Origin of the sequence: Methylomonas sp. HYX-M1 (genome assembly GCF_040741385.1) — a bacterium.
GTDB lineage: Bacteria > Pseudomonadota > Gammaproteobacteria > Methylococcales > Methylomonadaceae > Methylomonas > Methylomonas rhizoryzae.
Genome location: NZ_CP160405.1, coordinates 3,024,609 through 3,048,639, shown reverse-complemented (window position 1 = coordinate 3,048,639; position 24,031 = coordinate 3,024,609). Strand labels below are relative to the sequence as shown.

The 24,031-nt window shown below is 50.4% G+C and carries 29 protein-coding genes; 20 read left to right on the top strand and 9 right to left on the bottom strand.

Going from position 1 to position 24,031, the window contains the following annotated elements; all coding sequences use genetic code 11:
* Positions 1-54: 54 nt before the first annotated feature.
* Both AB0A83_RS13760 and AB0A83_RS13755 read right to left on the bottom strand, forming a co-directional pair.
* Positions 55-273, bottom strand: coding sequence for a hypothetical protein (locus AB0A83_RS13760; protein WP_197737364.1), 219 nt, complete (start codon positions 271-273; stop codon positions 55-57).
* Positions 274-280: 7 nt separating this feature from the next.
* Positions 281-385, bottom strand: coding sequence for a hypothetical protein (locus AB0A83_RS13755; protein WP_232056654.1), 105 nt, complete (start codon positions 383-385; stop codon positions 281-283).
* Positions 386-688: 303 nt separating this feature from the next.
* Between AB0A83_RS13755 and AB0A83_RS13750 the strand changes: the two genes are divergently transcribed.
* The 3 genes from AB0A83_RS13750 (at position 689) to AB0A83_RS13740 (ending at position 3,329) form a co-directional block, all read left to right on the top strand.
* A complete protein-coding gene (locus tag AB0A83_RS13750; protein ID WP_367154478.1) occupies positions 689-1,186 on the top strand; it encodes a hypothetical protein in 498 nt (165 codons plus the stop codon).
* Positions 1,187-1,355: 169 nt separating this feature from the next.
* The gene (locus AB0A83_RS13745) at positions 1,356-1,748 is read left to right on the top strand and encodes a hypothetical protein (RefSeq protein ID WP_150049335.1); all 393 of its coding nucleotides are present in this window, start codon (positions 1,356-1,358) and stop codon (positions 1,746-1,748) included.
* Between the two features lie 537 nt (positions 1,749-2,285).
* The gene (locus AB0A83_RS13740) at positions 2,286-3,329 is read left to right on the top strand and encodes a methyltransferase domain-containing protein (protein ID WP_150049333.1); all 1,044 of its coding nucleotides are present in this window, start codon (positions 2,286-2,288) and stop codon (positions 3,327-3,329) included.
* 223 nt (positions 3,330-3,552) lie between these two features.
* Here the strand turns inward: AB0A83_RS13740 and AB0A83_RS13735 are convergent, their stop codons facing one another.
* The 6 genes from AB0A83_RS13735 to AB0A83_RS13710 form a co-directional block, all read right to left on the bottom strand.
* Entirely contained in the window at positions 3,553-4,653 is a 1,101-nt protein-coding gene (locus tag AB0A83_RS13735; RefSeq protein WP_367156167.1) for a DJ-1/PfpI family protein, read from the bottom strand.
* A 198-nt stretch (positions 4,654-4,851) separates the two neighbouring features.
* On the bottom strand, positions 4,852-5,256 hold the full coding sequence (locus AB0A83_RS13730) for a hypothetical protein (protein WP_367154477.1): 405 nt from the start codon (positions 5,254-5,256) through the stop codon (positions 4,852-4,854).
* A 50-nt stretch (positions 5,257-5,306) separates the two neighbouring features.
* Entirely contained in the window at positions 5,307-5,768 is a 462-nt protein-coding gene (locus tag AB0A83_RS13725; RefSeq protein WP_150049329.1) for an isoprenylcysteine carboxylmethyltransferase family protein, read from the bottom strand.
* 77 nt (positions 5,769-5,845) lie between these two features.
* The gene (locus AB0A83_RS13720; RefSeq protein WP_367154476.1) at positions 5,846-6,607 is read right to left on the bottom strand and encodes a helix-turn-helix transcriptional regulator; all 762 of its coding nucleotides are present in this window, start codon (positions 6,605-6,607) and stop codon (positions 5,846-5,848) included.
* A gap of 198 nt (positions 6,608-6,805) precedes the next feature.
* On the bottom strand, positions 6,806-6,946 hold the full coding sequence (locus tag AB0A83_RS13715; protein ID WP_190303142.1) for a hypothetical protein: 141 nt from the start codon (positions 6,944-6,946) through the stop codon (positions 6,806-6,808).
* A 69-nt stretch (positions 6,947-7,015) separates the two neighbouring features.
* Positions 7,016-7,714: a ComF family protein gene (locus tag AB0A83_RS13710; protein ID WP_150049325.1), complete on the bottom strand. Its 699-nt coding sequence runs from the start codon at positions 7,712-7,714 to the stop codon at positions 7,016-7,018.
* Between the two features lie 64 nt (positions 7,715-7,778).
* On the opposite strand from AB0A83_RS13710, the gene bioB reads away from it, so the two are divergent.
* The 10 genes from bioB (at position 7,779) to AB0A83_RS13660 (ending at position 17,264) form a co-directional block, all read left to right on the top strand.
* Positions 7,779-8,768 (top strand): biotin synthase BioB, encoded by a 990-nt coding sequence (gene bioB / locus AB0A83_RS13705; protein WP_150049323.1) that lies wholly within the window; start codon positions 7,779-7,781, stop codon positions 8,766-8,768.
* Complete coding sequence (bioF, locus tag AB0A83_RS13700) at positions 8,769-9,929, top strand: 8-amino-7-oxononanoate synthase (RefSeq protein WP_367154475.1); 1,161 nt, start codon at positions 8,769-8,771, stop codon at positions 9,927-9,929.
* The gene (bioH, locus tag AB0A83_RS13695) at positions 9,926-10,687 is read left to right on the top strand and encodes a pimeloyl-ACP methyl ester esterase BioH (RefSeq protein ID WP_150049319.1); all 762 of its coding nucleotides are present in this window, start codon (positions 9,926-9,928) and stop codon (positions 10,685-10,687) included. Before bioF ends, bioH begins: the two co-directional genes overlap by 4 nt.
* Positions 10,684-11,472, top strand: a complete 789-nt coding sequence (gene bioC, locus AB0A83_RS13690; RefSeq protein ID WP_367154474.1) for a malonyl-ACP O-methyltransferase BioC — start codon at positions 10,684-10,686, stop codon at positions 11,470-11,472. The genes bioH and bioC overlap by 4 nt, the downstream gene beginning before the upstream one ends.
* Positions 11,473-11,474: 2 nt before the next feature.
* Entirely contained in the window at positions 11,475-12,149 is a 675-nt protein-coding gene (bioD, locus tag AB0A83_RS13685) for a dethiobiotin synthase (protein ID WP_150049315.1), read from the top strand.
* 75 nt (positions 12,150-12,224) lie between these two features.
* A complete protein-coding gene (locus AB0A83_RS13680) occupies positions 12,225-12,620 on the top strand; it encodes a bacteriohemerythrin (protein ID WP_150049313.1) in 396 nt (131 codons plus the stop codon).
* 243 nt (positions 12,621-12,863) lie between these two features.
* Complete coding sequence (coxB, locus tag AB0A83_RS13675; RefSeq protein ID WP_150049311.1) at positions 12,864-13,994, top strand: cytochrome c oxidase subunit II; 1,131 nt, start codon at positions 12,864-12,866, stop codon at positions 13,992-13,994.
* 54 nt (positions 13,995-14,048) lie between these two features.
* Positions 14,049-15,665 carry a cytochrome c oxidase subunit I gene (gene ctaD, locus AB0A83_RS13670; protein ID WP_150049309.1) on the top strand — a complete coding sequence of 539 codons (1,617 nt, stop codon included), beginning with the start codon at positions 14,049-14,051 and terminating at the stop codon, positions 15,663-15,665.
* Positions 15,666-15,831: 166 nt separating this feature from the next.
* Positions 15,832-16,377, top strand: coding sequence for a cytochrome c oxidase assembly protein (locus tag AB0A83_RS13665; protein WP_150049307.1), 546 nt, complete (start codon positions 15,832-15,834; stop codon positions 16,375-16,377).
* 11 nt (positions 16,378-16,388) lie between these two features.
* Entirely contained in the window at positions 16,389-17,264 is an 876-nt protein-coding gene (locus AB0A83_RS13660; RefSeq protein WP_150049305.1) for a cytochrome c oxidase subunit 3, read from the top strand.
* A 59-nt stretch (positions 17,265-17,323) separates the two neighbouring features.
* Here the strand turns inward: AB0A83_RS13660 and AB0A83_RS13655 are convergent, their stop codons facing one another.
* The gene (locus AB0A83_RS13655; protein WP_150049303.1) at positions 17,324-17,584 is read right to left on the bottom strand and encodes a twin transmembrane helix small protein; all 261 of its coding nucleotides are present in this window, start codon (positions 17,582-17,584) and stop codon (positions 17,324-17,326) included.
* 79 nt (positions 17,585-17,663) lie between these two features.
* On the opposite strand from AB0A83_RS13655, the gene AB0A83_RS13650 reads away from it, so the two are divergent.
* The 7 genes from AB0A83_RS13650 to AB0A83_RS13620 are packed head-to-tail and all read left to right on the top strand — an operon-like array spanning position 17,664 to position 24,015.
* A complete protein-coding gene (locus AB0A83_RS13650; RefSeq protein ID WP_150049302.1) occupies positions 17,664-18,404 on the top strand; it encodes an SURF1 family protein in 741 nt (246 codons plus the stop codon).
* On the top strand, positions 18,397-18,984 hold the full coding sequence (locus AB0A83_RS13645) for a hypothetical protein (RefSeq protein ID WP_150049300.1): 588 nt from the start codon (positions 18,397-18,399) through the stop codon (positions 18,982-18,984). The genes AB0A83_RS13650 and AB0A83_RS13645 overlap by 8 nt, the downstream gene beginning before the upstream one ends.
* A gap of 2 nt (positions 18,985-18,986) precedes the next feature.
* Positions 18,987-20,960, top strand: a complete 1,974-nt coding sequence (ftsY, locus tag AB0A83_RS13640) for a signal recognition particle-docking protein FtsY (protein WP_367154473.1) — start codon at positions 18,987-18,989, stop codon at positions 20,958-20,960.
* Positions 20,961-20,964: 4 nt separating this feature from the next.
* Entirely contained in the window at positions 20,965-21,621 is a 657-nt protein-coding gene (ftsE, locus tag AB0A83_RS13635) for a cell division ATP-binding protein FtsE (protein WP_150049296.1), read from the top strand.
* A 2-nt stretch (positions 21,622-21,623) separates the two neighbouring features.
* Positions 21,624-22,586, top strand: a complete 963-nt coding sequence (gene ftsX, locus AB0A83_RS13630; protein ID WP_150049294.1) for a permease-like cell division protein FtsX — start codon at positions 21,624-21,626, stop codon at positions 22,584-22,586.
* A gap of 1 nt (position 22,587) precedes the next feature.
* A complete protein-coding gene (locus AB0A83_RS13625) occupies positions 22,588-23,019 on the top strand; it encodes a YcgN family cysteine cluster protein (protein WP_150049292.1) in 432 nt (143 codons plus the stop codon).
* Positions 23,020-23,043: 24 nt separating this feature from the next.
* Entirely contained in the window at positions 23,044-24,015 is a 972-nt protein-coding gene (locus AB0A83_RS13620) for a polysaccharide deacetylase family protein (protein WP_367154470.1), read from the top strand.
* The last annotated feature ends 16 nt before the right edge of the window (positions 24,016-24,031 follow it).

Here is a 24,031-nt window from a genome sequence, read left to right as displayed (position 1 = left end):
ACAGCGACGCCGGTAGCATCGTCACTCTGTCCTTGGCGCCCTTGCCGTCGCGTATCAAAATTTCGCGGCGCTTGAAATCGACATCCTGCACCCGCAACCGCAAGCACCCATGATCCGCATGCCGGTGCCGTACAACAAACTGGCAATCAGATGCGGCGTGCCGTTCAAACGCAGCAAAATTGCCTGGATTTCGTCGCGATTTAACACCACCGGCAAGCGTTTGGGCGCCTTGGCTTGCTCAACACTGTCCAACCATGGCAATTCGATTGCCAATACTTCCTTACAGAAACAGCAAAGTGGCCTCGGCCTGATTTTGCGTGGACGCCGACACCATACCTTCGACCGCCACATGAGTAAAAAACCGCTCCACTTCACTAGCGCCCAAGTCACGCGGATACCGCTTGTCAAAATACAAAATATAACGTTTAATCCAAACGTATATGCCGGTTTGGTACGGATACTGTAATGTTTCAAGCGGATTTTATCGCGCACTTGGTCCAGCAACTTAGGCGGATGGATTGATGGATTTTGCATTTTCTATAGGATAGGCTAAATTTTAATAACTATATGAAATTAAAGTTATTTTATCGATTTTTAATTTTTTTAGCCAACCGGATGACGGATTGTTTTGCGTCATTTAGGATGGCTAATTTTAGTTAGACCACACTTTCCTTTATCGGAAAAAGCTATGGCCGATCGCGAAGACCGAGCATATAAGACCACGGATCTGTCGACATTGCTCGCATACAAAGGAACACCCGAAGATCGTGATCTCCTGCTAAAGCTTTATGAACAAACCTGCACGACCTGGCGAATGCTGGTAGACGTGCGCTTTAAACTATTCGCGTTGGTGCCAACAATATCTCTCGTCTCGTTGGCCACAGTATTTAGTGGAGGTGACTCTACGAAATATTTTTCTCCTGGGCTTCGGTTACTTTTTGCAATCCTTGGGCTCGCAGCTACGGTCGGCTTGCTTGTCTATGAGCTTCGCAACTCGCAGCTACATGACGACCTCATAAGTCGGGGGCGGAAGATCGAGGATGAGTTAGGGGTGGGCACAGGCGTGTTCCGTGGACGAAAGGTCGCGAAGGGTCTGATCAAACACGATAATGCAACTGTTCTCATATATGGTGCGGCGCTCGTTGCCTGGGTCGCCTCAATTTGGACCTCGGCCTGCGGGCTGTGAAAACAGTGTCGAAAGACGACTTTATGCTGGTCTCGACAAGTGTGGTCTAACAACGCCATCAACGCGGACAGTGTGGCTGCCGTTATGCATCGTCTGCCTCCCGCTACTGCCATTTTGCCAAGCCAGGCAATTACGGTTTCCCCAATTGATAATCAAAAAGGAGGTTTAGTTGCTTACGAAGAAATTGTTTGTAATCGCCATTTGGGTCATCCTCGGTTGCGCCTATTTGTGGCTACTCAACTTTGCCAAATTTCCGGCGGGCTCGTTTGAGAGCTTTGCTCACTTCTCGTTTATGCTCATCGGAGCAGGGTTGGTCTATGACATCACAGCCAAAATGTATGCCATACCGTCTTTCCGGAATAATTGGGGTAGGCTGCTGGGTTGTATTGGCGGCGTTGTCCTCGGCTTTCTTATGGTTCTCTTAGGTGTCGCTTGTGATGCCCAGACTTGGCTCCCAATGCATCTTGGGTTTCTTTTCGCACTTGGTGGCGTAGTTTTCACCGTGTGGCAGGCGACAAAAGCAGAAGAGGTCTTTAAAGAACTACAAAGCACGTTTGGGTAGCCATGCATAACCTTTCGGTCAGCCGGCAAGCTACACTTGCCGGTTTCCTCCGCGCTTTGCGCTCCGGCCGCCGGTTACCTCGAACGCTAGGCTTAGAATTCACGCTTACGTGGCATGTCGGGCTTACAAGCACAAGCCTGATTGATGGGCGGGGTTCAGTAGTTGAGTCACGGGCCTTGTAAAATTCTCGGAAACTTCGGTCCATAAGTCCAGGCCAACGTTCAAGGCGGCGGGAAATGCGCGGCTAAGCTATTCGGGTAAATCCCAAGCCATGTCCCGTGATTGGATCGGCCGACTTGCAAGGCTGAGAGCGGTTGCTTAGGCTTAGCCATGGTCACGCAATTGCAGTTGACCGGGTGTTAATCAAAGTCCATAGTCAGGCATTGCAATACCCCACGCAACTGCGGCAAAGCTAAAACGGTGCAAGCTTTCCGCCATTGCCGCCGGGCGGCGGCTGACGTTACCATAGCGCGGCTATAGGCTTGGTTTTTCAGTATTGGTCGGCCGGGTCAAATCAACGAGATTGAGGTAAGTGCGATGACCAGTAACATAGATATCAGCGAATCGGTTCGTTACTATTACGGGCAGGTCTTGCAATCCGGCAGCGATCTTAAAACCAGTGCTTGTTGCAGCATAGAGGCACTGTCGCCGTATCTGAAAGCCTTGCTGGCCGATGTGCACCCTGAAGTTTTGGAGCGATTTTACGGCTGCGGCTCGCCGTTGCCGCCGGCTTTGCAGGGCGTCACGGTACTGGATTTAGGTTGCGGCAGTGGCCGGGATTGCTATTTGTTGTCCAAATTGGTCGGGCCGCAAGGCCGGGTGATAGGCGTGGACATGACGCCGGAACAATTGGAGGTGGCGGTCCGCCACCGCGATTGGCACGCCGCCCGATACGGATATGCTAATGTCGAGTTTCTGCACGGCCATATCGAAAACTTGCGCACCGTGGCTATAGCCGATAACAGCATAGACCTGGTGGTGTCTAACTGCGTGATCAATTTATCCCCGGAAAAGCCCAAGGTGCTGGCGGAAATCTTTCGGGTGTTGAAACCGGGCGGGGAATTGTATTTTTCCGACGTGTTCGCGGATCGGCGGATTCCGACGCAGTTGCGGCAAGATCCGTTGTTGCTGGGCGAATGTTTGGGGGGGGCGTTGTATTGGGAGGATTTTCGCCGCATCCTGCAGGATCTGGGTTGTCCGGACGTCCGCACGGTCAAGCAAAATCCCGTCAGCCTGGACGATCCCGAGGTTTACGCCAAAATCGGCATGGTGAAATTCCATTCGGTGACCGTGCGCGCGTTCAAACTGCCGCTGGAAGACCGCTGCGAAGATTTCGGCCAAATCGCGGTTTATCTAGGCAGCATTGCCGAGCATCCGCATGGGTTCGAATTGGACGATCACCACCATTTCGAAACCGGCCGGCCGCTCAGGGTGTGCGGCAACACCGCGGACATGCTGGCCGGCAGCCGCTATGCCGAGCATTTTCAAATTATTGGCGATAAAACCCAGCATTTCGGTTTGTTCGATTGCGCGCCTTCTATTGCCAATGCGGCCGGCAAAGCCGAGGGAGCTTGTTGTTAACGAACGGGTAGGGGCATTCGGTCGAGGCTGTATAAAAACGTCATATAGCTATTTGAAAACAGGGATTTGTACCACTTGCGGATTTTTCAGCGTCTGCAGCAAAACCGCTGGTCCGGGTAATTATCCAAAATCGCCAGTTTCAGTAACCTTCGGCCCAAGCAATTATCAGCTTTCGGCGAGCTAAATGACATTTTCACTACTCCCTTGTGCAGAGCAGTCTGGACTAACGCCGCGGATATTCGAATTGCAGGGCCACAAAATCGGCAGTCGGCGCACCGTAACGTCCGGCAATAGCTTCAATTACTGCATCCAGTGCGTGAGCGGGAGTGCCCGTATAAACGGGCAGGACAAATCGACCCGGTGCGGAGTCTGTCTCGGTTTCCATGAGCAAGCCGTGGCGAGAACGCACTACGCCGTTTACATTCGTCGCCAATGCTTCGGAACGAAAGGTTCGGGACCAGGCATCCGCCATGATTGCCGCGGAAATCTCATCGAAACCGCGGTCAACTGGCATTTCGACAGCTTCGTGTCGCCACACGGCGAGCCAATTGCCGAATGCTAGAAAGATGCGCTCTGCGGTTAAAGAGAACGCAGACGTATCGTGATCGATGTGCCAAGTGCTCAGGCCCAGCCGTCGCGCGGTAAGATCGGCGGTATGCCGACCGGCAATCGCCTCGACCAGCACCAACGATGCCGGCAGCGAAGCGCTGATACCCGTGGTGGTCATCACCTGTCCGTCAATAACGACGCGTTGGTTATACACCCATGTCGTACCGGAAAATGCTGCTGCCATTTCCTGCAAACCCGACCAGTGTGTGGTCGCCGCTTTGCCTTCAAGTAGACCTGCATGCGCGATAATGCGTGCGCCTTCACAAATCGACACTACTGTCGCACCCTTTTCGGACTGGAACCGCACCCAGTCCAGCAGTACCGGATTTTCCGCTCTCACCATGGCGGGCACAATCAGAATGTCCGCTCCGACCGCGGTTGATTCGTCGAATTGCCTTATCGTCATATCCGCACGTATCCGCAAAGCGGGCGTCAGCTCAACTGTGCCGGGCTCTGTCGAAACCGTCACCACATCGGCTGCGCCGGATTCCATTAACACCCCGTAAGGGATGACAAAATCGGTGGTTTCTGTACCGCCATTGTCGGCAAGTATGACGATCAAAGGGCGTAAACGCCGATCTTTCGGAGCCGGTAGGATGAGCGCATTCTTCTTCAGTTCAACGATGTTGGCGCGAGTGGTTGCTGCGCCGAGGTAAAATTGCCTGTAGGACGTTAACGCGGCAAGCAGAACTATCGCGAAACCGGTGATTCTCATCAAGGCGGGACACTTCATTTGTTCTCCATGACCGTCGATCGACGGACAGCGAAAAAGTCGAGCGTTAATATGCGAGGGCTTCACTGGCTACGCCAGGACCTGAATTTGCGCGGTTATTCGCGCTCCACCGATGTCTTATGCTGCGCTCGAATATGCATGGATAGCACTCCTACCCAAGTCGGGTTCTCTTGAGCGCCTTCAACGCGCATTTGCAATGAGTCTTGAACGCCGCAACAGATAGGCGAGATAGCAGGCTGCCACCACATCGTAGGCAAGGCAAAACATTGGCCACCAATGGGGTACGCCTGGATTGGCAATGAGATGGTCGTGCAAGAAATCAAATAGGCCATGGGTGACTAACGCCGCCACGACAAACCACAAATTGCGTTTGAAACCAAGAACGGTGACACCGAAAAATCCGACCATCACGGCAGCCTCGCTAAGGACGGCCAGGGTCGAGCCAGTCATCACCGCAAACAATCCGTAGTAGGATGCAATCACGACCAGCACGGTTGGGTAGAAACTACGTTTTTTGTCCAAGCCGACGAGTGTCGCGAACGACGAAACCAATGTGGCGATGATGATGCCTGCGAGATACGCCATTTTGACGCCTGCTATCGAATGTGTAGATTTAGTGGCCGTCGAGTCATGTCTCATAGCCACCTCGGAACGGATTGCGTGTAGGTGTGGAAATGTTTGCCGAACTTTGAAGACAGCGCTCGTTCCTCGGGTAAAATTTGAAAGCGATTCATATAGATAACAAACGCCGGCAACAGGATGAATCCCAGGACATGCGCGAGAAAGAATGCCCAGCTACCTAGTGCGAATAAGAAGCCGACATACATGGGGTTCCGGCTGAAACGATAGGGGCCCGAGCTAACCAAGGTAGACGCGGCACCCGGTCGCGCCGGATTAACCGTTGTTTTGGCCGCACGAAATGCAACGACGCCGGCAACAGCGAAGGCGATGCCCAGACCGCACAATGCAACCGATATGACAAGACGCCCGGGTATGGTGAAGGACATAAACGGAAACTGCGCTGATGCAAGCCACATTGCGCCTACCATGAAAAGTGAAAAAGCGACGGGAGGAATTCTGAGTTCAAGAGCGTTCATGAGTGGTTTCCTGTCAAATTGAGTTGATGTGGAGCCTAGTCTACGGGCTCACATCAGCTCCCGCTTGAACGAAACGGCTATTCGCGCTCGAAGCTGGAAGGCGCAATCCCGAACATGCGCTTGAAAGTCCGCGAAAAATGCGCGGAGTCTGCAAATCCGCCGGCATGCGAGGCCTCGGTCAAATTTCTGCCAGACGCAAATGCCGTGAGCGCGATTTCGATGCGCAGCCACAGCACGTAAGGCCGAAACCGCATGCCGGTTTGCTCGATGAAGAGATGGCGAAAGCGATCGGGAGAGAGGCAGGTGGCATCGGCAATTTCGGCGAGCGGAACCGCATCAGCTATACGCTCGCGCAGAAGTTCCAACGCTTGTTCAATCCGCTTATCCAGTGGTAACACCGGAACCGTACTCATGGCGGCAAGCTTGGCAGTCACCGAATGAGCATGGGTGATGAGTTCCGAATCGCGGGCGACCCCGTTATAGGAGGCGGCCAGAGCGTTCAGTTCAAGCTCCAGCATTTCATAGGCCAACGATGAAATCGGTTCGCCTTGACATAGCTGGTGTAGTGCCCGTCCCTCACGGGACTCCGGTTCAACAAAGATCATTGCCACAAATTCGCCGCGTGCTTCGAATGCGTGGGGCCGGTGCGCAGCGATGATCGCCGCTCGATAGACGCTCCAGTTTGCGTTGGGGCGTCGAAACCGCACTCCGCCGTCGGAGAGCGGCAACGTAATCTGGATTGCATGATGGGAATGGAAATCCGTCGGCTCTCCAGCTCGACCGATCCACAGACTCCCGCCGCGCCAAAGCACGATACGCCCGGTTCCTGTCGTCTTCATTTAATGCTACTCCTCTGCGACCCATTCTCCTTTTCCAAATGCGAGCACGCCGCCTGCTTTTAGGAATGGCCATGTTCCTTAAAAGTAGCAACTCTCGTTTCAGCGCTGCGTCATAAACGTCCGTAGTGAGAAGAAGGTTGCAAGCCGCAAAGGGTAGGCTTGAGCATGTGTTACCCGCACTTAACCCTGGAGTCGTAATTACGGCCGGCTTTTTCGCCACAAATAAACGCCAATCAGACTGGTGGCGGCCACCAACAGCAGCATGAGCATGGGGTGTTGATAAAAGGCGTCGAAAAAGGCGCCGGTGCTTTGCGAAGTGTTTCTATAGTAAGGACCCATTTTCACCTCCCGCGGAATTATTGCCGGCAGCATACCAAGCGAAATTGCGCTGTCCAGTGCTCGCCTGTCTCAAGCGCGGGCGCAAACCCAAACGTCTATTTTGCTCACGCCGCCCCGTTTCAAGCTGGCGGCTAACGCGTTGACCGTCGCGCCGGTAGTCATCACGTCGTCGACAATAGCCACGTGGTGGTAAGGCAGCGGTGTGCGCAGTTCGAACGCGCCGCGCAAATTTTTGCGCCGCTGTCTTGCCGTCGAGCCGGTTTGATGACCCGTATCGCGCACGCGGATGCAGCCGGAAATATCCAAGGCGATATCCAGCTCACGCGCTATCACCCGAGCAATTTCCAGTGCTTGATTAAAACCGCGCTCGCGGTAGCGCTGCGGGTATAAGGGAACCGGTATCAAGCAATCCGGCCTGTTTGCCTGGGTGCCGACGTGTGCGGCCAATAGCCGGCCCAGCAGGCGAGCATGCACAATGCGCTGTCGGTATTTGAGTCCGGTGATCAAGTGTTGCAGGTATTCGTCGTACAGATAAGGTGCATAGGCGGCGTCGAACCATGGCGGGCTGGCGATACAGCGGCCGCACACTATTTCATCCGGCTGCCCGGCCTCGAAAGGTTGTGCGCAACGGGGGCAGCACGGCGAATTGTTTTGCAACTGACCGGCACAGACCGCACACAGGTCGAAATCCGCGTATCCTTCGGCTTCGCAAAAGATACAGCGCGGCGGCAGCAATTTCTTCTGTATAATATTTAGCCAGTTGTTCACTTTTATTGGTATAAAAAGTTGTTAAGTGCGCTTGCGCGCTTTGCATCAATTCGGAGATTAGCAGATGACCGCCCGCCAGGAACGTATTCAAGTCGACGCATTCGTCCGCCACGATTGGCGTTTGGAACAAGTCGAAGCTTTATTCACTTTGCCGTTTAACGATTTACTGTTCGAAGCGCAAAGCGTGCACCGGCGGTTTTTCGACCCTAACGAAGTACAGGTCAGTAGCTTGTTAAGCATTAAAACCGGTTCGTGCTCGGAAGATTGCGGTTACTGCCCGCAAAGCGCCCGTTACGATGCCGACTTGCATCCGGAGGCGCTGATGCCGGTTGCCGACGTATTGCAAGCCGCCGAGCGGGCCAAAGCGCAAGGTGCTTCGCGTTTCTGCATGGGTGCGGCGTGGCGTAGCCCCAAAGACCGCGACATCGAAAGAGTGGTGGAAATGGTCAAAGGCGTCAAGGCTTTGGGCATGGAAACCTGCGTGACCTTGGGTATGTTGAGCGATAAGCAAACCCAAGCGTTAAAAGACGGCGGCTTGGATTATTACAACCATAATCTGGATACCTCGGAGGATTATTACTCCGAAATCATCAGCACCCGCAGTTACCAAGACCGTTTGGATACTTTGGATAGGGTGCGCGCCGCCGGCATCAATGTTTGTTGCGGGGGCATCGTCGGCATGGGCGAGTCCGAAACCGATAGGGCTAAGTTGTTGTTGCAATTAGCCAATATGCCCAAACATCCGGAAAGCGTGCCGATCAACATGCTGGTGCAAGTGCAAGGTACGCCTTTGTACGGCACCGATACGCTGGATCCTTTGCTGTTCGTCAGAACCGTTGCGGTTGCCCGCATCATGATGCCGGAAGCGCGGGTGCGCTTATCGGCCGGGCGTAAAGACATGAGCGACGAAATGCAAGCCTTGTGTTTTCTGGCCGGCGCCAATTCGATTTTCTACGGCGATAAGCTGTTGACCACCGATAATCCGATGACGAATAGCGACCGGCAGTTGTTCGATCGCTTGGGATTGCGGATGGGCGGTTCCAGCTACGCCTGAATGAGCAACCCGTTTTACCATTTCGCCCCGCAGTTGCACCAATTGCGCGACGCCGGCTTGTTGCGGGCGCGCCGAATTTCGGATGGTCCGCAAGGCGTCGATGTCATCGTTGACGGTAAGTCGGTCGTCAATTTTTGCAGCAACGATTACCTAGGGTTAGCGAATCATCCGGAAGTGATTGCCGCGTTTCAGCAGGCGGCTGAACGCTACGGCGTAGGTAGCGGTTCCGCGCATTTGATCTGCGGACATACCGCGGCGCATCACGCTTTGGAGGAAGAATTGGCCGAATTCACCGGCCGCGAACGGGCGTTGTTGTTCTCGACCGGTTATATGGCCAACATCGGTGTGATCGCCGGTTTGCTGCAGCGAGGCGACAGTGTTTTAGAGGACAGGCTGAATCATGCCTCGCTACTGGACGGCGGGCTGTTGTCCGGAGCGCGCTTTCAGCGCTACCGGCATGCGGATTTACAAGATTTGAGTCGCAGGCTGCAAGCTGCCGGCGGCCGAACGCTGGTGGTTAGCGACGGGGTGTTCAGCATGGACGGCGACATCGCCAACGTCCGCGGCTTAGTCGATCTGGCCGACAAATATCAGGCCGGATTGCTGATAGACGACGCCCACGGTTTCGGCGTGTTGGGGGTCAAGGGCGGCGGCGTGGCCGAATATTTCGATCTCGGCCAGCAACAATTGCCGATATTGATGGGAACCTTGGGCAAGGCGTTCGGTACTTTCGGCGCATTTGTCGCGGGTTCTGCCGATCTGATCGAATTGTTGCTGCAAAAAGCGCGCAGCTATGTGTTTACCACGGCGCTGCCGGCCGCAGTGGCCGAAGCGACCCGAACCAGTTTGCGATTGTTGCAAACCGAAGCATGGCGGCGCGAACGTTTACACGCATCGATCCGCCGTTTTCGCACCGGTGCGGCGCAGTTGAATCTGAACGTGTTGCCGTCCGAAACGGCGATACAGCCGGTTGTATTGGGCGACAGCCGGCTCGCTAGCGCCGTCAGCGGCAAATTGCTGCAACAGGGTTTTTGGGTTTCGGCGATCAGGCCGCCTACCGTCCCGGACGGTACTGCCCGCCTGCGGATTACCTTATCCGCGCCACACCGGGACCAGCACATCGACGCCTTGCTCGAGGCTTTAAGCCGGTCGCTGACATGACGCAAGTTTATTCCGAAATTTACGGTAACGGCCCACCGTTGGTTATGCTGCACGGCTGGGCGATGCACAGCGGCGTGTGGCGGGATTTCGCCTTACGCTTGGCCCAACGTTACCGAGTCATTTGTCTGGACCTGCCGGGGCACGGCCGCAGCGCGATGTGCGGCGCAACGGATTTGGACGAGATTTGCGAGGTGCTGATGCGGGCCATTCCGGAGCGGTCGTGCCATTTACTTGGCTGGTCCTTGGGTGGGACACTTGTCATGGCGATGGCCGAGCGTTTCCCGGAACGCGTCGATAAAGTGGTGGTGCTGGCCGGCAATCCGAAATTTGTACAAGCCGACGATTGGCCGGGCATCAGGCCGGATACCCTGGAGGCTTTTGCCGATTTGCTTAGGCGCGACGTGCAGCAAACCTTGACGCGATTTTTAGCCTTGCAGGTTAATGGTTTACCCCACGGTAAAGTGCTCTTGAATGTTCTGAAACAAGCGTTGCAGGAATGCCCGGCTGCGGCGGATGCCGCATTAGCAATAGGATTGCAAATACTGAAATCTGCCGATTTGCGCGGTTTTCTCTTGCAAAATCAGGTGCCGACCGCCTTGATATTCGGCGATAAAGATACTTTGATTCCGGTTGCCTGCGCGACAGTACTAAAACGACTGAATCCAAGATTGCAGGTGAGCGTTTTAGCGTCGGCGGGGCATTTACCTTTCTTGACCCATGCGGATGAGCTGGTCGAACTAATCGTGAGTCATTTATGAAAGGCGTTGTATCCGACAATGTCAGAATCGCGCGCTCTTTTGCCGTGGCCGCAAGCCGTTACGACCGCTTAGCGACCCTGCAGCGCGAGGTCGGTTTGGAATTGATGCGGCGTTACCCACTGCAGGCCGGTCCGGGTAATTGCTTGGATTTGGGCTGCGGGACGGGATTTTTGACCGGGCGTATGTTGACGGGCGGTGGGGCGGAGCAGTTGTTGGCGTTGGACATTGCGATGCCTATGTTGCAAACGGCGCGCGGCAAATATCCGCTCGGGAACGCCGGTTATGTCTGCGCCGACGCGCAACGTTTGCCTTTTGCCGACAACAGTTTTCAACAAATTTATTCCAATTTGGCGTTGCAATGGGTCGGCGATCTGGCGGCGACATTCTCCGAGCTGCGCCGGGTGATAACGCCGTCCGGACGGTTGGTATTCGCCACTTTCGGTCAAGACACCTTGCGGGAGCTCAAGGCGGCCTGGGCGCGGGTGGATGCCGGTCGTCACGTCAATAGCTTTCCGAGCGCGGTGCAGACCGAAGCGTTACTGGCTGGTGCAGGATTTGAGCGGGTGAGCGTACAATCCGTCCTTTACCGGTCCCGCTATCCCGGCGTCGATGTTTTGATGCATGAGTTAAAAGGTTTGGGCGCGAATCAAATCAAGCAAGCGCCAATACGGACAATCACCACTAAAGCCCGATTGAATGCCATGATAGAGCACTATCAGGCTCTGATGACGGAGCCCGGAATCGTGGCCAGTTACGAAATTTTGTTCGCGGCGGCCGAGCGCTAACCATGGCCGCGGGGGTGTTTATAACCGGTACGGATACCAACGTCGGCAAGACGTGGTCCAGCATTGCCTTGCTGCTGGCATTGCGGGCAAAAGGATATACGACGGCCGGATTTAAACCGGTAGCGGCCGGTTGCCAGTGGGATGGAGGCGGTTGGAAGAATCGGGACGCGTTGTTGCTGCAGCGTTTCGGTACCGCCGCGCTGGATTATCAAAAAGTCAATCCCTATGCCTTCGAGTTAGCGGTTTCGCCGCACATCGCGTGCGGCACTACCCCGGTAAATCTGCAAGTGTTGCAAAGCTGCTATGCCGAATTAGCCGGGCGTGTCGATTGGGTGGTTGTAGAAGGCGCGGGCGGTTGGCTTTCGCCGCTAGGCGCGGCGCTGGATAACGCCGAATTGGCGCTTGCTTTGCAATTGCCGGTAATTTTGGTGGTCGGTATGCGGCTGGGTTGTATCAACCACGCTTGCTTAAGCGCGCAGGCGGTAAAATTGGCCAACCTGCGCTTGGCCGGATGGATAGCGGTTACTTTGGATGTCGACATGCCGGCGTTCAACGCGAATTTGGAATATTTACACAGCCGTCTCGACGCGCCTTTGCTGGGGGTGTTGCCCCATCAACGGACGGCCAATTTCGGGGAACTTGCCGAGCACTTAAGTTTGACCGACATAATTTATTGATTTAGATCAAAAGTTACCTCCCGAATAATGTCGAAAATGCAACTTCCATAACAACAATTTTTGCGGAGGTACGCAATGGCATTGATCACTTGGACTGCTGAGCAATATGGAACCAACGTAGGGTTTGCCGATCAGGAGCACCAAACTTTGTTCGGATTATTGAATAAATTGTACGATGATGCGATCGGTGGGGCAGCTCGGTCGACTATCGGCAGTTCGCTGGATGCGTTGATTGCCTATGTGGTCGATCATTTCGCGCATGAAGAAAAAGAAATGCAGGCGGCCGGTTACGCCGGTTTCGATGCCCACAAAGCCGAACACGATGCTTTGGTGGGTATCTGTGCGGATCTCCAGAAGAAATTTCATGCAGGCGAGGCGGATGTGACCGATGACGTCGGGCAAATGGTTAAATCCTGGTTGGATAAACACATACCAACCTTCGACAAAGGCTATTCTGCCGTCTTAAAGTAAAAATATTATTTTATATTGAGAAACAAAAACCCGCGATTACTTGTAATTCGCGGGTTTTTTTTGTGGAAATTGGACCTAAGGGAAAAGCTCCTCTGGTTTAAGAAACACCGATGGGTTAAAATTTGCAGGTTATCTTGTGATATTTTTACTACCAGGAAGCGTTGTCTGCCCGATTGCAGGCTGAAAATCAAGAATAAGAATTTACGCATACAAGTTTATAACTACAATCGAGGAGGCTGCTCCGTGAAGAAAACAAAGCAACTGCTCGCCTGTTTGGTTTTAACGGCCTTAAGCCTTGAAGCTGCGCACGCGGACTACACACTTAATCTAGTGCAAGGGGTGACTCAACTCAGTCATGAGTTGTACGACTTACACATGCTGATCCTTTGGATTTGCGTATTTATCGGCATCGGTGTGTTCGGCACCATGTTTTACTCGATATTTCATCACCGCAAGTCGAAAGGACATCAAGCAGCCACTTTTCACGAAAACACCACCGTAGAAATCATTTGGACCATCATCCCGACTTTAATCCTGGTCAGCATGGCGATACCGGCGACCAAAGCGGTGATCGATCTGGATAAGGTCCAAGAGTCCGATATGTCGATTAAAGTCACCGGTAAACAATGGTACTGGGACTACGAATATTTGGATAACGGTATTCATTTCGAAAGCCATCTGGACGAAGCGAGCGAAAAGGTTCACCGCGTCAGCGATATGGACCCGCGTACGGTTGCCAACTATTTGCTGAATGTCGATAAACCTTTGGTTATTCCGACGAAAAAGAAAATCCGTTTCCTATTTACCGCTGCCGATGTGATTCACTCCTGGTGGGTGCCTGATTTAGGCTGGAAAAAAGATGCTAACCCCGGGTTCATCAACGAGGCCTGGACCTATGTCGAAAATCCCGGCGTTTACCGCGGTCAGTGCACCGAGTTATGCGGACGCGACCACGGCTTTATGCCGGTAGTCGTGATTGCAATGGAACAAGACCGCTACGACGCTTGGGTTAAAGAGACCTTAGACAAGCAAAACAAACCGGTCGACTTGAGCGAAGAAAGCCGTTCCGTGTTGATGACCAAAGGCGAATCCGTTTACTTGAAAAATTGCGTTGCTTGCCATCAAATCGACGGCAAGGGCATCAGCGGCTGGTATCCCGCGCTACGCGCCAGTGCAAAAGTTACCGGAAACATGGATCAGTTGATTGGATTTATTCAAGCCGGTACCAGCAAAATGCCCGCGTTCCGCAAACTGCCCGACAACGAATTGGCGGAATTGATTACTTATATCCGCAACTCGCCTGATATCGGCAATAGTGTGGGTGATGAAATTCAACCCAACCAAATCACTCCTAAATGGGATGACGATGAATAAGTTTTCATACCCGTCGTTTAAACCATTTTTCAATATTTGTTGAGGTAAGAAACTATGTCTGCTGTTGTAGCTGAACATGATGATCACCACGATCACCACGATCACGGTCCGATGAAAGGGCCTTTAAGGTGGGTAATTACCACCAACCATAAAGATATCGGTACGCTGTATTTAGTTTTCGCGTTGGTGATGTTCTTTGTTGGCGGTACGATGGCCTTGATCATCCGTTCGGAGTTATTCGAGCCCGGATTGCAGTTCGTCGACCCGCAGTTCTTTAATTCCATGACCACCATGCACGCCTTGGTGATGGTATTCGGCGCTGTCATGCCGGCGTTCGTCGGTTTGGCCAACTGGATGATTCCGATGATGATAGGTGCGCCCGATATGGCGCTGCCGCGGATGAACAACATGAGCTTCTGGATGTTGGTAGCCGGGGTGTTGTTGTTGGCGAGTACTTTATTCATGGAGGGCGGCGCCCCGGCTTCCGGCTGGACGCTGTATCCGCCGTTGGTGCTGCAAACCGGTAAAGCCTTTCCGTTCGCGATTTTCTCCGTGCACTTGTTGGGTATTTCCTCCATCATGGGTGCCATCAACGTCATCGCAACCATCTTCAATATGCGCGCGCCAGGCATGACGTTGATGAAAATGCCGTTGTTCGTATGGACTTGGTTGATCACCGCGTTCTTGTTGATCGCGATCATGCCGGTTTTTGCCGGTGCGGTAACCATGTTGTTAACCGATAAATTCTTTGCGACCAGCTTTTTCGATGCGGCCGGCGGCGGCGACCCGGTCTTATATCAACACATTTTTTGGTTTTTCGGCCACCCGGAAGTGTATGTGATGATTCTGCCGACTTTCGGGGTAGCTTCCACCATCATTCCGGTATTTGCCCGTAAGCCGTTGTTCGGTTATTCATCCATGGTTTACGCCACCGGCGCGATTGCCTTCCTGTCGTTCATCGTTTGGGCACACCATATGTTCACCGTCGGTCTGCCTATTGCCGGCGAGTTGTATTTTATGTATGCGACGATGCTGATTGCGATTCCGACCGGGGTGAAAGTGTTCAACTGGACCGCTACGATGTGGAAAGGCTCCATGACTTTCGAAACGCCGATGCTGTTCGCGATTTCATTCGTCGTGCTGTTCACCATGGGCGGCTTTACCGGCTTGATGATGTCGGTCGCTCCTGTCGACTTTCAATACCACGATACCTATTTCATTGTTGCCCATTTCCATTACACCTTAGTACCGGCTTCCATTTTTATCTTGCAGGCGGCCGCTTATTACTGGTTGCCTAAATGGACCGGCAATATGTACAACGAAAAAATAGGCAAATTGCACTTCTGGTTGTCTGCCATTTCGGTGAACATTCTGTTCTTTCCGCAGCATTTTCTAGGCTTGGCGGGTATGCCTCGCCGGATTCCGGACTACGCAATCCAGTTTGCGGATTGGAATATGGTATCCAGTATCGGCGCGTTCATATACGGTTTCAGCCAGTTGCTGTTTTTGTATGTCGTGATTGATACCATCCGCGGCGGTACCGGTGAAAAAGTCACCGACGAAGTATGGGAAGATGCCAGCAAACATAGCTTGGAATGGACTGTGCCGTCACCGGCTCCTTACCATACCTTCACTACCCCCCCTGAAGTGATTCCAACCGAACATTTTTAAGCGGGCTTTTTCACTGGATAAACATCCCCGTGCGTGTCGATGATAATCGCCCGCTTCGGGGACCGGCAATTATGGATACCAAACAAAAAAACATATTGACCGCGGTGTTATTGGCCGCAATCGCTTTGGCCATTTACATCATGGCGGTAATTAAGGCCACCTCGCAATGAGCGATGAACTGCAACATCGCAACTATAAGCTAGCGAAGAAGTTAGTCATGGTTGCCGTGTTGATGTTCGGATTCGGTTATGCCCTAGTACCGATTTATAACGTGCTATGTGAGATTACCGGGCAAAACGTCAAATTGCAGGAAGCAAAAGAGGCGGATACCGCGTTCGAGGTCGACGACAAGCGGGAGATTACGGTCGAGTTCATCACTTCGGTAAACGAATCGACACCGCTGGATTTCAGCGTTGAAACCCGCAGCCTCAAAGTGCGTCCCGGGCAATATTACACGGTCAATTTTTTTGCGAAGAACGTATTGCCCGGTGCCATAAAGGCGCAAGCCATACCCAGCATCAGTCCCGGTTTGGCGGAAGAGTTTTTTAAAAAGGTGCAGTGTTTTTGCTTCGAATTGCAAACTTTCCAAGCACAGGAAAAAAAAGTGATGCCGGTCCGTTTCGTGGTGGACCCAAAGTTGCCGGAGCGCTATAAAACAATCACGTTGTCTTACACGTTTTTTGACAGAACTTACGATATCAAAACTAAATAGAGGGGAAGGCTATGTCTACGAATGACGCTTATTACATCCCGCATAAAGCCGTGTGGCCTGTTTTGGCTACGGGGGGCTTAATGCTGATGTTGGCGGGTTTCGCTAACTATCTCAACGGAGCGTCTATAGGCTCCGGCATGATGATGGTCGGCTTTGCGACATTTATTGCAATGTTGGCTTTTTGGTTCGCCTTGCAGGCAACTGAAAGCGAATCCGGCATGTATAACCATGGTGTGGGTATTTCCTACCGTATGGGGATGATGTGGTTCATCTTTTCCGAGGTGATGTTTTTCGCGGTGTTTTTCGGTGCGCTTTGGTATACCCGGAACCTGTCCGTGCCTTGGTTGGGTGAAACGGGTTTCGATAGCGGCCCCGGCCGTGCGACTCACGACGTGTTGTGGTCTGCGTTCGAAGGCGGTTGGCCTACCAATGGTCCGGGTAAAGTCGGCGGTGATTTCGAGCCTATGGGTGCTTTTGGTTTACCTTTTATAAACACGTTGATTCTTTTGACCAGCGGTGTGACCTGTACTTGGGCGCATCACGGATTGTTGGCGCAAAATCGCCAGCAGTTGCTTAAAGGCCTTCTGGCGACAGTAGGCTTAGGCTTTTTGTTCGTGGCTTTGCAAGCCAGTGAGTATTATGAGGCTTATCATGAGATGGGCTTGACTTTGGGCTCCGGGATCTACGGTTCAACCTTCTTTATGCTAACCGGCTTCCACGGTTTCCACGTTTGTGTTGGAGCCATCATTTTGTCGGTGGTGCTGTTTCGAAGCTGGAAAGGTCATTTCAAACCGGAAAATCACTTCGCATTCGAAGCGGCCGCTTGGTATTGGCACTTCGTTGACGTAGTATGGCTGGGATTGTTTGTATTCGTTTATCTGCTGTAATTCGGCGCGATAGAAAAAGCGCGAGTCGTAAGGCTCGCGCTTTTTTTTTGCCCGAGCTTTTATTTTTTAGTTTCGCTAATAGCGTTGTCGTGCGAAAGTTGCATTCGAGTGCCGATGCCACTCGGGCGAAACAGTCCACTGGCGTAAGCTAGGAACAGCAATACAAATAAAGCTAAAGAGAGGCCAATGCGAAATGTCAGTGCTTGCGCTGTCTTACGCGATTCTTCGGCGTCTTTGCCTTTCACCAAGTGAAACAGTGCAATACCAAGGCTGATGACTATGCCGCCGAAAATTACCAGAGCGATCAATTTAATACTCATATTCAATCATTTTTTACCGAGTTGGCTAAAAGGGGCCGCTTTTTGGGTAATTTCCCTTAAATCTTAATAAAAAGAAAGCATGCAGCTTAATTTGTTCGGACATAGTTTTTCGATAAAGTGGCCCGGTCTTTTATTGTACCTGGCTTTAAGCGTGGTGTTATGCCGGTTGGGTTTTTGGCAACTGGATAGAGCGGAGCAAAAGCGACAGTTGCAACAACATTTAATGGCTGCTCAAGAACTATCGCCATTAAGTTTCTCCGAGTTAACGCATAGCGAGCCGGAGCGCATACGATATAGACAAGCTGTTGTCCGCGGCCGTTACGATTTCGCGCATCAATTTCTATTGGACAATCAGATTCATAACGGCAAACCGGGGTATTTTGTCTTAACCCCGTTAATTATTGCCGATTGCGATTGCGCGGTTTTAGTCAATCGAGGTTGGCTGGCTTTGCCGGACGGAAATAGAAATAGCCTCCCGCAAATTAGCGTAAGCCAAAACGATAGAACCGTTAGAGCTCGAGTGAATCGCTTTCCGGGCGTAGGCTATAAATTGGCCGGTGCTGAAACACCCTCAGCTACCTGGCCGTCGGTTTTACAACTCGTAGACGCCGAAGTGCTGACGAATACGCTGGGTTACCGCCTATTGCCGTTTCAATTAGAGCTGTCTGCCGACGACTCGGATGGCTACTTGAGAGTATGGAAAACCGTTAACGACATGCCGCCTGAAAAACACATCGGCTATGCAGTACAATGGTTTATTTTAGCGCTGACCTTAACTGCGCTTTATCTTTGGACAATTTTCAGACAACGCAGTGGATAAACGGCTACAAAAAAATCGGCTAACGATACTCGTCATATTTGCGATGTCGGTGATTCCTTTCGGCATTGCCTTTTACCTGGCGAAACATCCGAATGCCGTACAGTTAGGTACCAATCACGGCACTCTTATTAACCCGCCGCTTGTGACCGCGCCGGATCAATTTTCCGGCTTCGACGAATTTTCGGCGGAACACTTGAAAGAACTGCAAGGCCATTGGGTGTTAATAAATTTGTTGCCTAACGAAGGTTGCAATGAGGGCTGTCAGCAAGGTTTATATAAAACCCAGCAAATAACCTTGATGATGGGAAAAGACATTGCCCGAATCAGACGCCTCGCGTTGATCTACCGACCTTTCGAACAGCCGATGAGCGATCCTTGGGCTAGCGATTTGCGCTTATTAAAAGCAATCCCGAACGAATCACTACAACTCTTATTAAAGCGTTTGCCGCAAGGTGAACCGGGAGTATTGCTGGTTATGGATCCTTTAGGAAATTTAATGATGCATTATTCGGCGGGTTACGATCCTTATCAGGTTCGCGACGACTTGAGCAAACTCCTTAGAATTTCACAAATTGGTTAATCATGTTTAGAAAATTATCGTGGGCTTGCACGATGCTGGCCTTTCTTGCCATTTTAACGGGCGCATACGTCCGATATTCCAATGCGGACTTGAGTTGTCCTGATTGGCCTACCTGTTACGGGAGTTTTTTGTTTGGCGATATTCCGACAGCCGGCAGCGAATCGCATCCTGGCACACCTTCGGACTCGACAAAGGCATGGAAAGCGATGGCGTTTCGATACCTATTGGGCGGCTTGCTTTTGACGGCAATACTGCTGTCGTTATCGGCCTTGCTCGGAGCGAAGGAGCGTAAGCCGGCATTAGGATTTTCAGCGGCTATTGTAACTCTTGCGCTAGTGGCGTCGGCACTAGAGATGTTGGTAGTAAAAACCGGCGCAATGCCGATTATCACAACTGCGTTAATAATGACAACTTATGTTATTGCTTGGAACGCAGTTTGGTTGTTGCTGCGAACGCATTCGACTGCCAGACGAAGGGATATGACTAACGGCCCTATCGGAATCAGTCTGGTTGCGCTGTTGATAGTGTTTGCTCAAATTTGGCTGGGTACTTGGGTTAATGCCAACGATGCAGCATTAGCTTGTCAGGAATTTCCGCGCTGTCAGGGTGAATGGCTTCCGAACGGCACAATTGCAGACGGGTTCAATCTTGCCATAGGCTCAGCCGGCGATATGTCGGCCGCCGGTAAACAAGCCATTCATGCGTTGCATAGAATGGGGGGGCTGCTTACATTTTTGATGTTATCGGTTGCGATGTTGTCGGCAACCTCGGAAACCAACCCAACCGGAGTCCGGCGGAGCGGGGTTTTGCTCAGTGCACTGTTATTGGTAGAAGTGGTTACCGGTATCTTTAGCGTCAAGCACGGTGTCCCGTTGCTGCTGAGTTTGACTCACGATATAGGCGCGGCGTTGATAGCGTTACCTTTGTTCGGCATCCTGTTCTTCAGTCGTTATAGCTTATCGTCGCACACGGATAGCGAGGCGGTATTAGAGCAAGCGCTTGAAACCGACGTAGGGGCTATCGATTATGAGGCTGAAAAGCAGCCCGAATCCGCAGAGCCACTCTATTTCAGACTGCGCACCCAATTAAAAAAGACGCGAAGCAGTATCGGCGATGTGTTTAGTCACTTGGGTTTGGCGCAAAACAAACTGACTCAGGAAATCTTGGACGATGTCGAAGCCAGTTTGCTGATGGCGGATTTAGGCCTGGAAACTACTGCCCAGATTGTACGATATTTGCGCGATAACTTATCGGATGAACAAATAAAAAATCCGGGGCAACTGAGCATTGCGTTGAAACAAAAATTGTTCGATATGTTGCAACCGTGCAGTGCGCCATTACAGCTTATCGATAAGCCGGGGCCTTTTGTTATCTTGGTTGTCGGGGTAAATGGGGCGGGTAAAACTACTTCTATCGGTAAACTGGCTCACCGCATACAAGCGCAGGGAAAAAGCGTGATGTTGGCGGCGGGAGACACCTTTAGGGCAGCTGCCGTTGAACAATTGCAAACATGGGGCGAACGAAACCATGTAACAGTCGTGGCGCAACATACCGGTGCCGATTCCGCATCGGTCATTTTTGACGCCTTGCAATCCGCTCAGGCCAAACAAATCGATGTTTTGATAGCGGATACAGCCGGCCGATTACACACCAAATCCAATTTAATGGATGAATTGGCGAAAATAAAACGAATTATGGCTAAACTTGATGCGAGCGCTCCGCATGAAATTTTATTGGTGCTGGATGCCGGAACGGGTCAAAACGCCTTATCGCAAGCACGCTTGTTTAATGATGCGGTAGGTATAACCGGTTTGGCATTAACCAAATTGGATGGTACGGCCAAAGGTGGGGTAATTTTTGCGTTGGCTAACCAATTGAAGATTCCAATACGTTTCATCGGGGTAGGCGAAGGAATCGACGATTTGCAAGATTTCGACGCCCAAGCCTTTGTAGAGGCTTTGTTTGTTTCAGAATAACGAAATGCTGCGATTTGACCACGTTTACAAACGTTATTCTGATGCCGGCGATGCGCTAATCGACGTTAGCTTTACGCTGGAAGCGGGAGAGTTCGCTTTTTTGACTGGGCGATCAGGAGCCGGAAAAAGTACCTTGTTAAAGTTGGTCGCCATGATGGAACAAGTCACGCGTGGTAATCTGATTTTTGACGGAACCGATATAAGTAGGGCTAATGAACGAAAGATTCCTTATTTAAGGCGAAAGTTAGGGCTGATCTTTCAAGATTACAAATTGCTTAACGATAGAACTGTATTCGATAACGTCGCATTACCGCTTATAGTTTCCGGATATGCGCATCGAGAAATTTCCCGCCGGGTGCGCGCGGCGTTGGATAAAGTTGGCTTACTTGGCAAAGAGCGTAAATATCCCTTGTCGCTATCCGGTGGTGAGCAGCAACGAGTGGGTATAGCCCGGGCAGTTGTTAATAAACCGAAATTAATCTTAGCTGATGAGCCAACCGGAAACTTAGATCCGGATTTATCGGCAGAAATGATGCAAATGTTTGAGCAGTTTATGCAAGTGGGTGTGAGTGTATTAATTGCAACCCACGATCTTGAATTATTAAAACGAATGGACTATCGAGTGTTGAATTTAGATAAAGGCCGTTTAATCGCGAATTAATCATGAAGCAAATACGTCGCAAACGCGCCGGAGATCGCTTGGTTGAAAAATTCCAAGCATATGTTTTAAATCATGCGCATGGCCTGTTTTCCAGTTTAGGTCGTCTCAGTCGTAAACCGATAACCTCGGCAATGACTGTTTTAGTGTTGGCTGTAACGATAGCATTAGCAGGATGCTTTTATATCGGTGTAGCAAACTTGCAACAAATTACTGGTGCTCTGCAAACCAGCCATCAAATGTCTTTGTTTTTAAGACAGGACGTATCAGACGTCGCGGGTAAAAAACTAGCCGACCAATTAATAAAAGATACTCGTATTGGAGTGGCGAATTTTATTAGTAAAGAGCGTGCGATGGAAGAATTCAAAGCCAATAGCGAGTTTGGAGAAGCTCTGACTATTATAAGTAGTAATCCATTACCGCATTTAGTTCAAATTAACCCTAATGTTTCAATAGAAGGTATAAAAGAAATTAACGAATTATTGGTTGATATGCAAAAACTGCCGGAAGTAGAATTTGCACAAATAGATATGCAATGGGTTGAGCGTTTGCAGGCAATTATCAAAATTGCCGGCCGGGGTGTATCCTTGGTAGCAATTCTATTAGGATTTGCCGTTACATTTATTACCGGAAACACAATCCGATTGGAATTACATAATCGTCGAGAAGAAATTTACATTGCTAAATTAGTAGGGGCAACTCACGCGTTTATCCAAAGGCCGTTTTTGTATACCGGATTTTGGCTAGGATTTATTGCAGGCTTTTCGGCATGGCTTATAGTAACGATTATCTTGCTAATTTTAGAATCACCGGTGGAGCAACTATCCTCTTTATACAATAGTTCATTCCAACTTTTATACTTAGGCTTTTCAGAATTTGTTTTATTGCTAATGTTATCTTCGGTATTAGCAATATTCGGAGCCTGGGTAGTATTAAATTATCAATTGAAACAAATAAATCCTGAGTAGCATGAATCAATTTTGGATGACTAAGCCATTAAGTCTGTTGACAATGGACGAATGGGAGTCTTTATGCGACGGCTGCGGAAAATGTTGTTTAGTAAAGTTGGAAGATGAGGAAACAGGGGAAATAGCGTTTACAAATGTTGTTTGTAATTTTATCGATCTAAAGACCTGTAAGTGCACTTGTTACGATGAGCGCACGGAGCGTGTGCCGGAATGTATAGATCTCAAACAACATGATTTTTCTACATATAATTGGTTACCATCCACATGCGCCTACCGTCTCTTGTCCGATGGGAAGTCGTTGCCAAATTGGCATCCGTTATTGTCGGGTACAAAGCAGAGTGTAATTGATGTCGGAGCAACGATTAGCGGTTTTGCACTGAAAGAAGATCAAGTTGATGATTTGCAAAATCATATAGTCGAATGGTTACGATAACTTATCAATCTAGTTAATAAATTAATGATAAATGACCTTATATTAAAATTGATGAGGCCGTTTGCTGCATTAGCTAGCGGAGCAGGAAAACAAAAAAAATTAATCATTCTGATTTACCATCGAGTGTTGGATAAACCGGATTACATGCGGTCTGACGAAATAGATAAGGCCGCATTTTCTTGGCAAATGGAATTGTTAGCCAAGCATTTTACTGTTCTATCTTTACCGGATGCTATAGAACGTTTACAACAAGGCTCATTACCTTCCCGTGCTGTCTGCGTTACTTTCGACGATGGATATGCTGATAATTACAATAATGCATTTCCAATTTTGAAAAGCTTTGGATTATCTGCTACATTTTTTGTCGCTAGTGGTTTTTTAAATGGCGGACGGATGTGGAACGATACCATAATTGAAGCGATAAGATGTTTTCCAAATAATGTTTTAGACTTACAGAGTTTAGACTTGGGCGTTTATCAATTAAATAGCGAAAAAGAAAGATATGACGCAGCGCAAACTATAATTAGAAAAATAAAACATTTAGACTTTGTTAAGCGAAAACAATATTGCGACTTAATAGGTGAAAAGTGTGGTGATTTACCAAATGATTTAATGATGACTAACGACCAAGTAGTCGAGCTTTCCAAAAATGGCATGGATATTGGTGGGCATACAGTTAATCATCCAATTCTAGCTAAATTAGATTCGGATCAAGCGAAAATGGAAATTAACGATAATAAACGTTATTTAGAGTGGTTATTGAATAGAGAAATTTCTCTTTTCGCCTATCCAAACGGAAAACCTGAATTAGATTACACTAATGCCGATGTGGACATAGTTAAAAATGCAAATTATAAAGCAGCGGTGTCTACGGCATCTGCCACTGCGGATAGAAAAAGCGATATTTGGCAATTACCAAGATTGATGCCATGGGATAAATCTCCTATCCCATTTATGGCAAGGATGATTTGTTTTTATCAGAAAGGTGGTTTGTAAATTATATAAGGCTAAT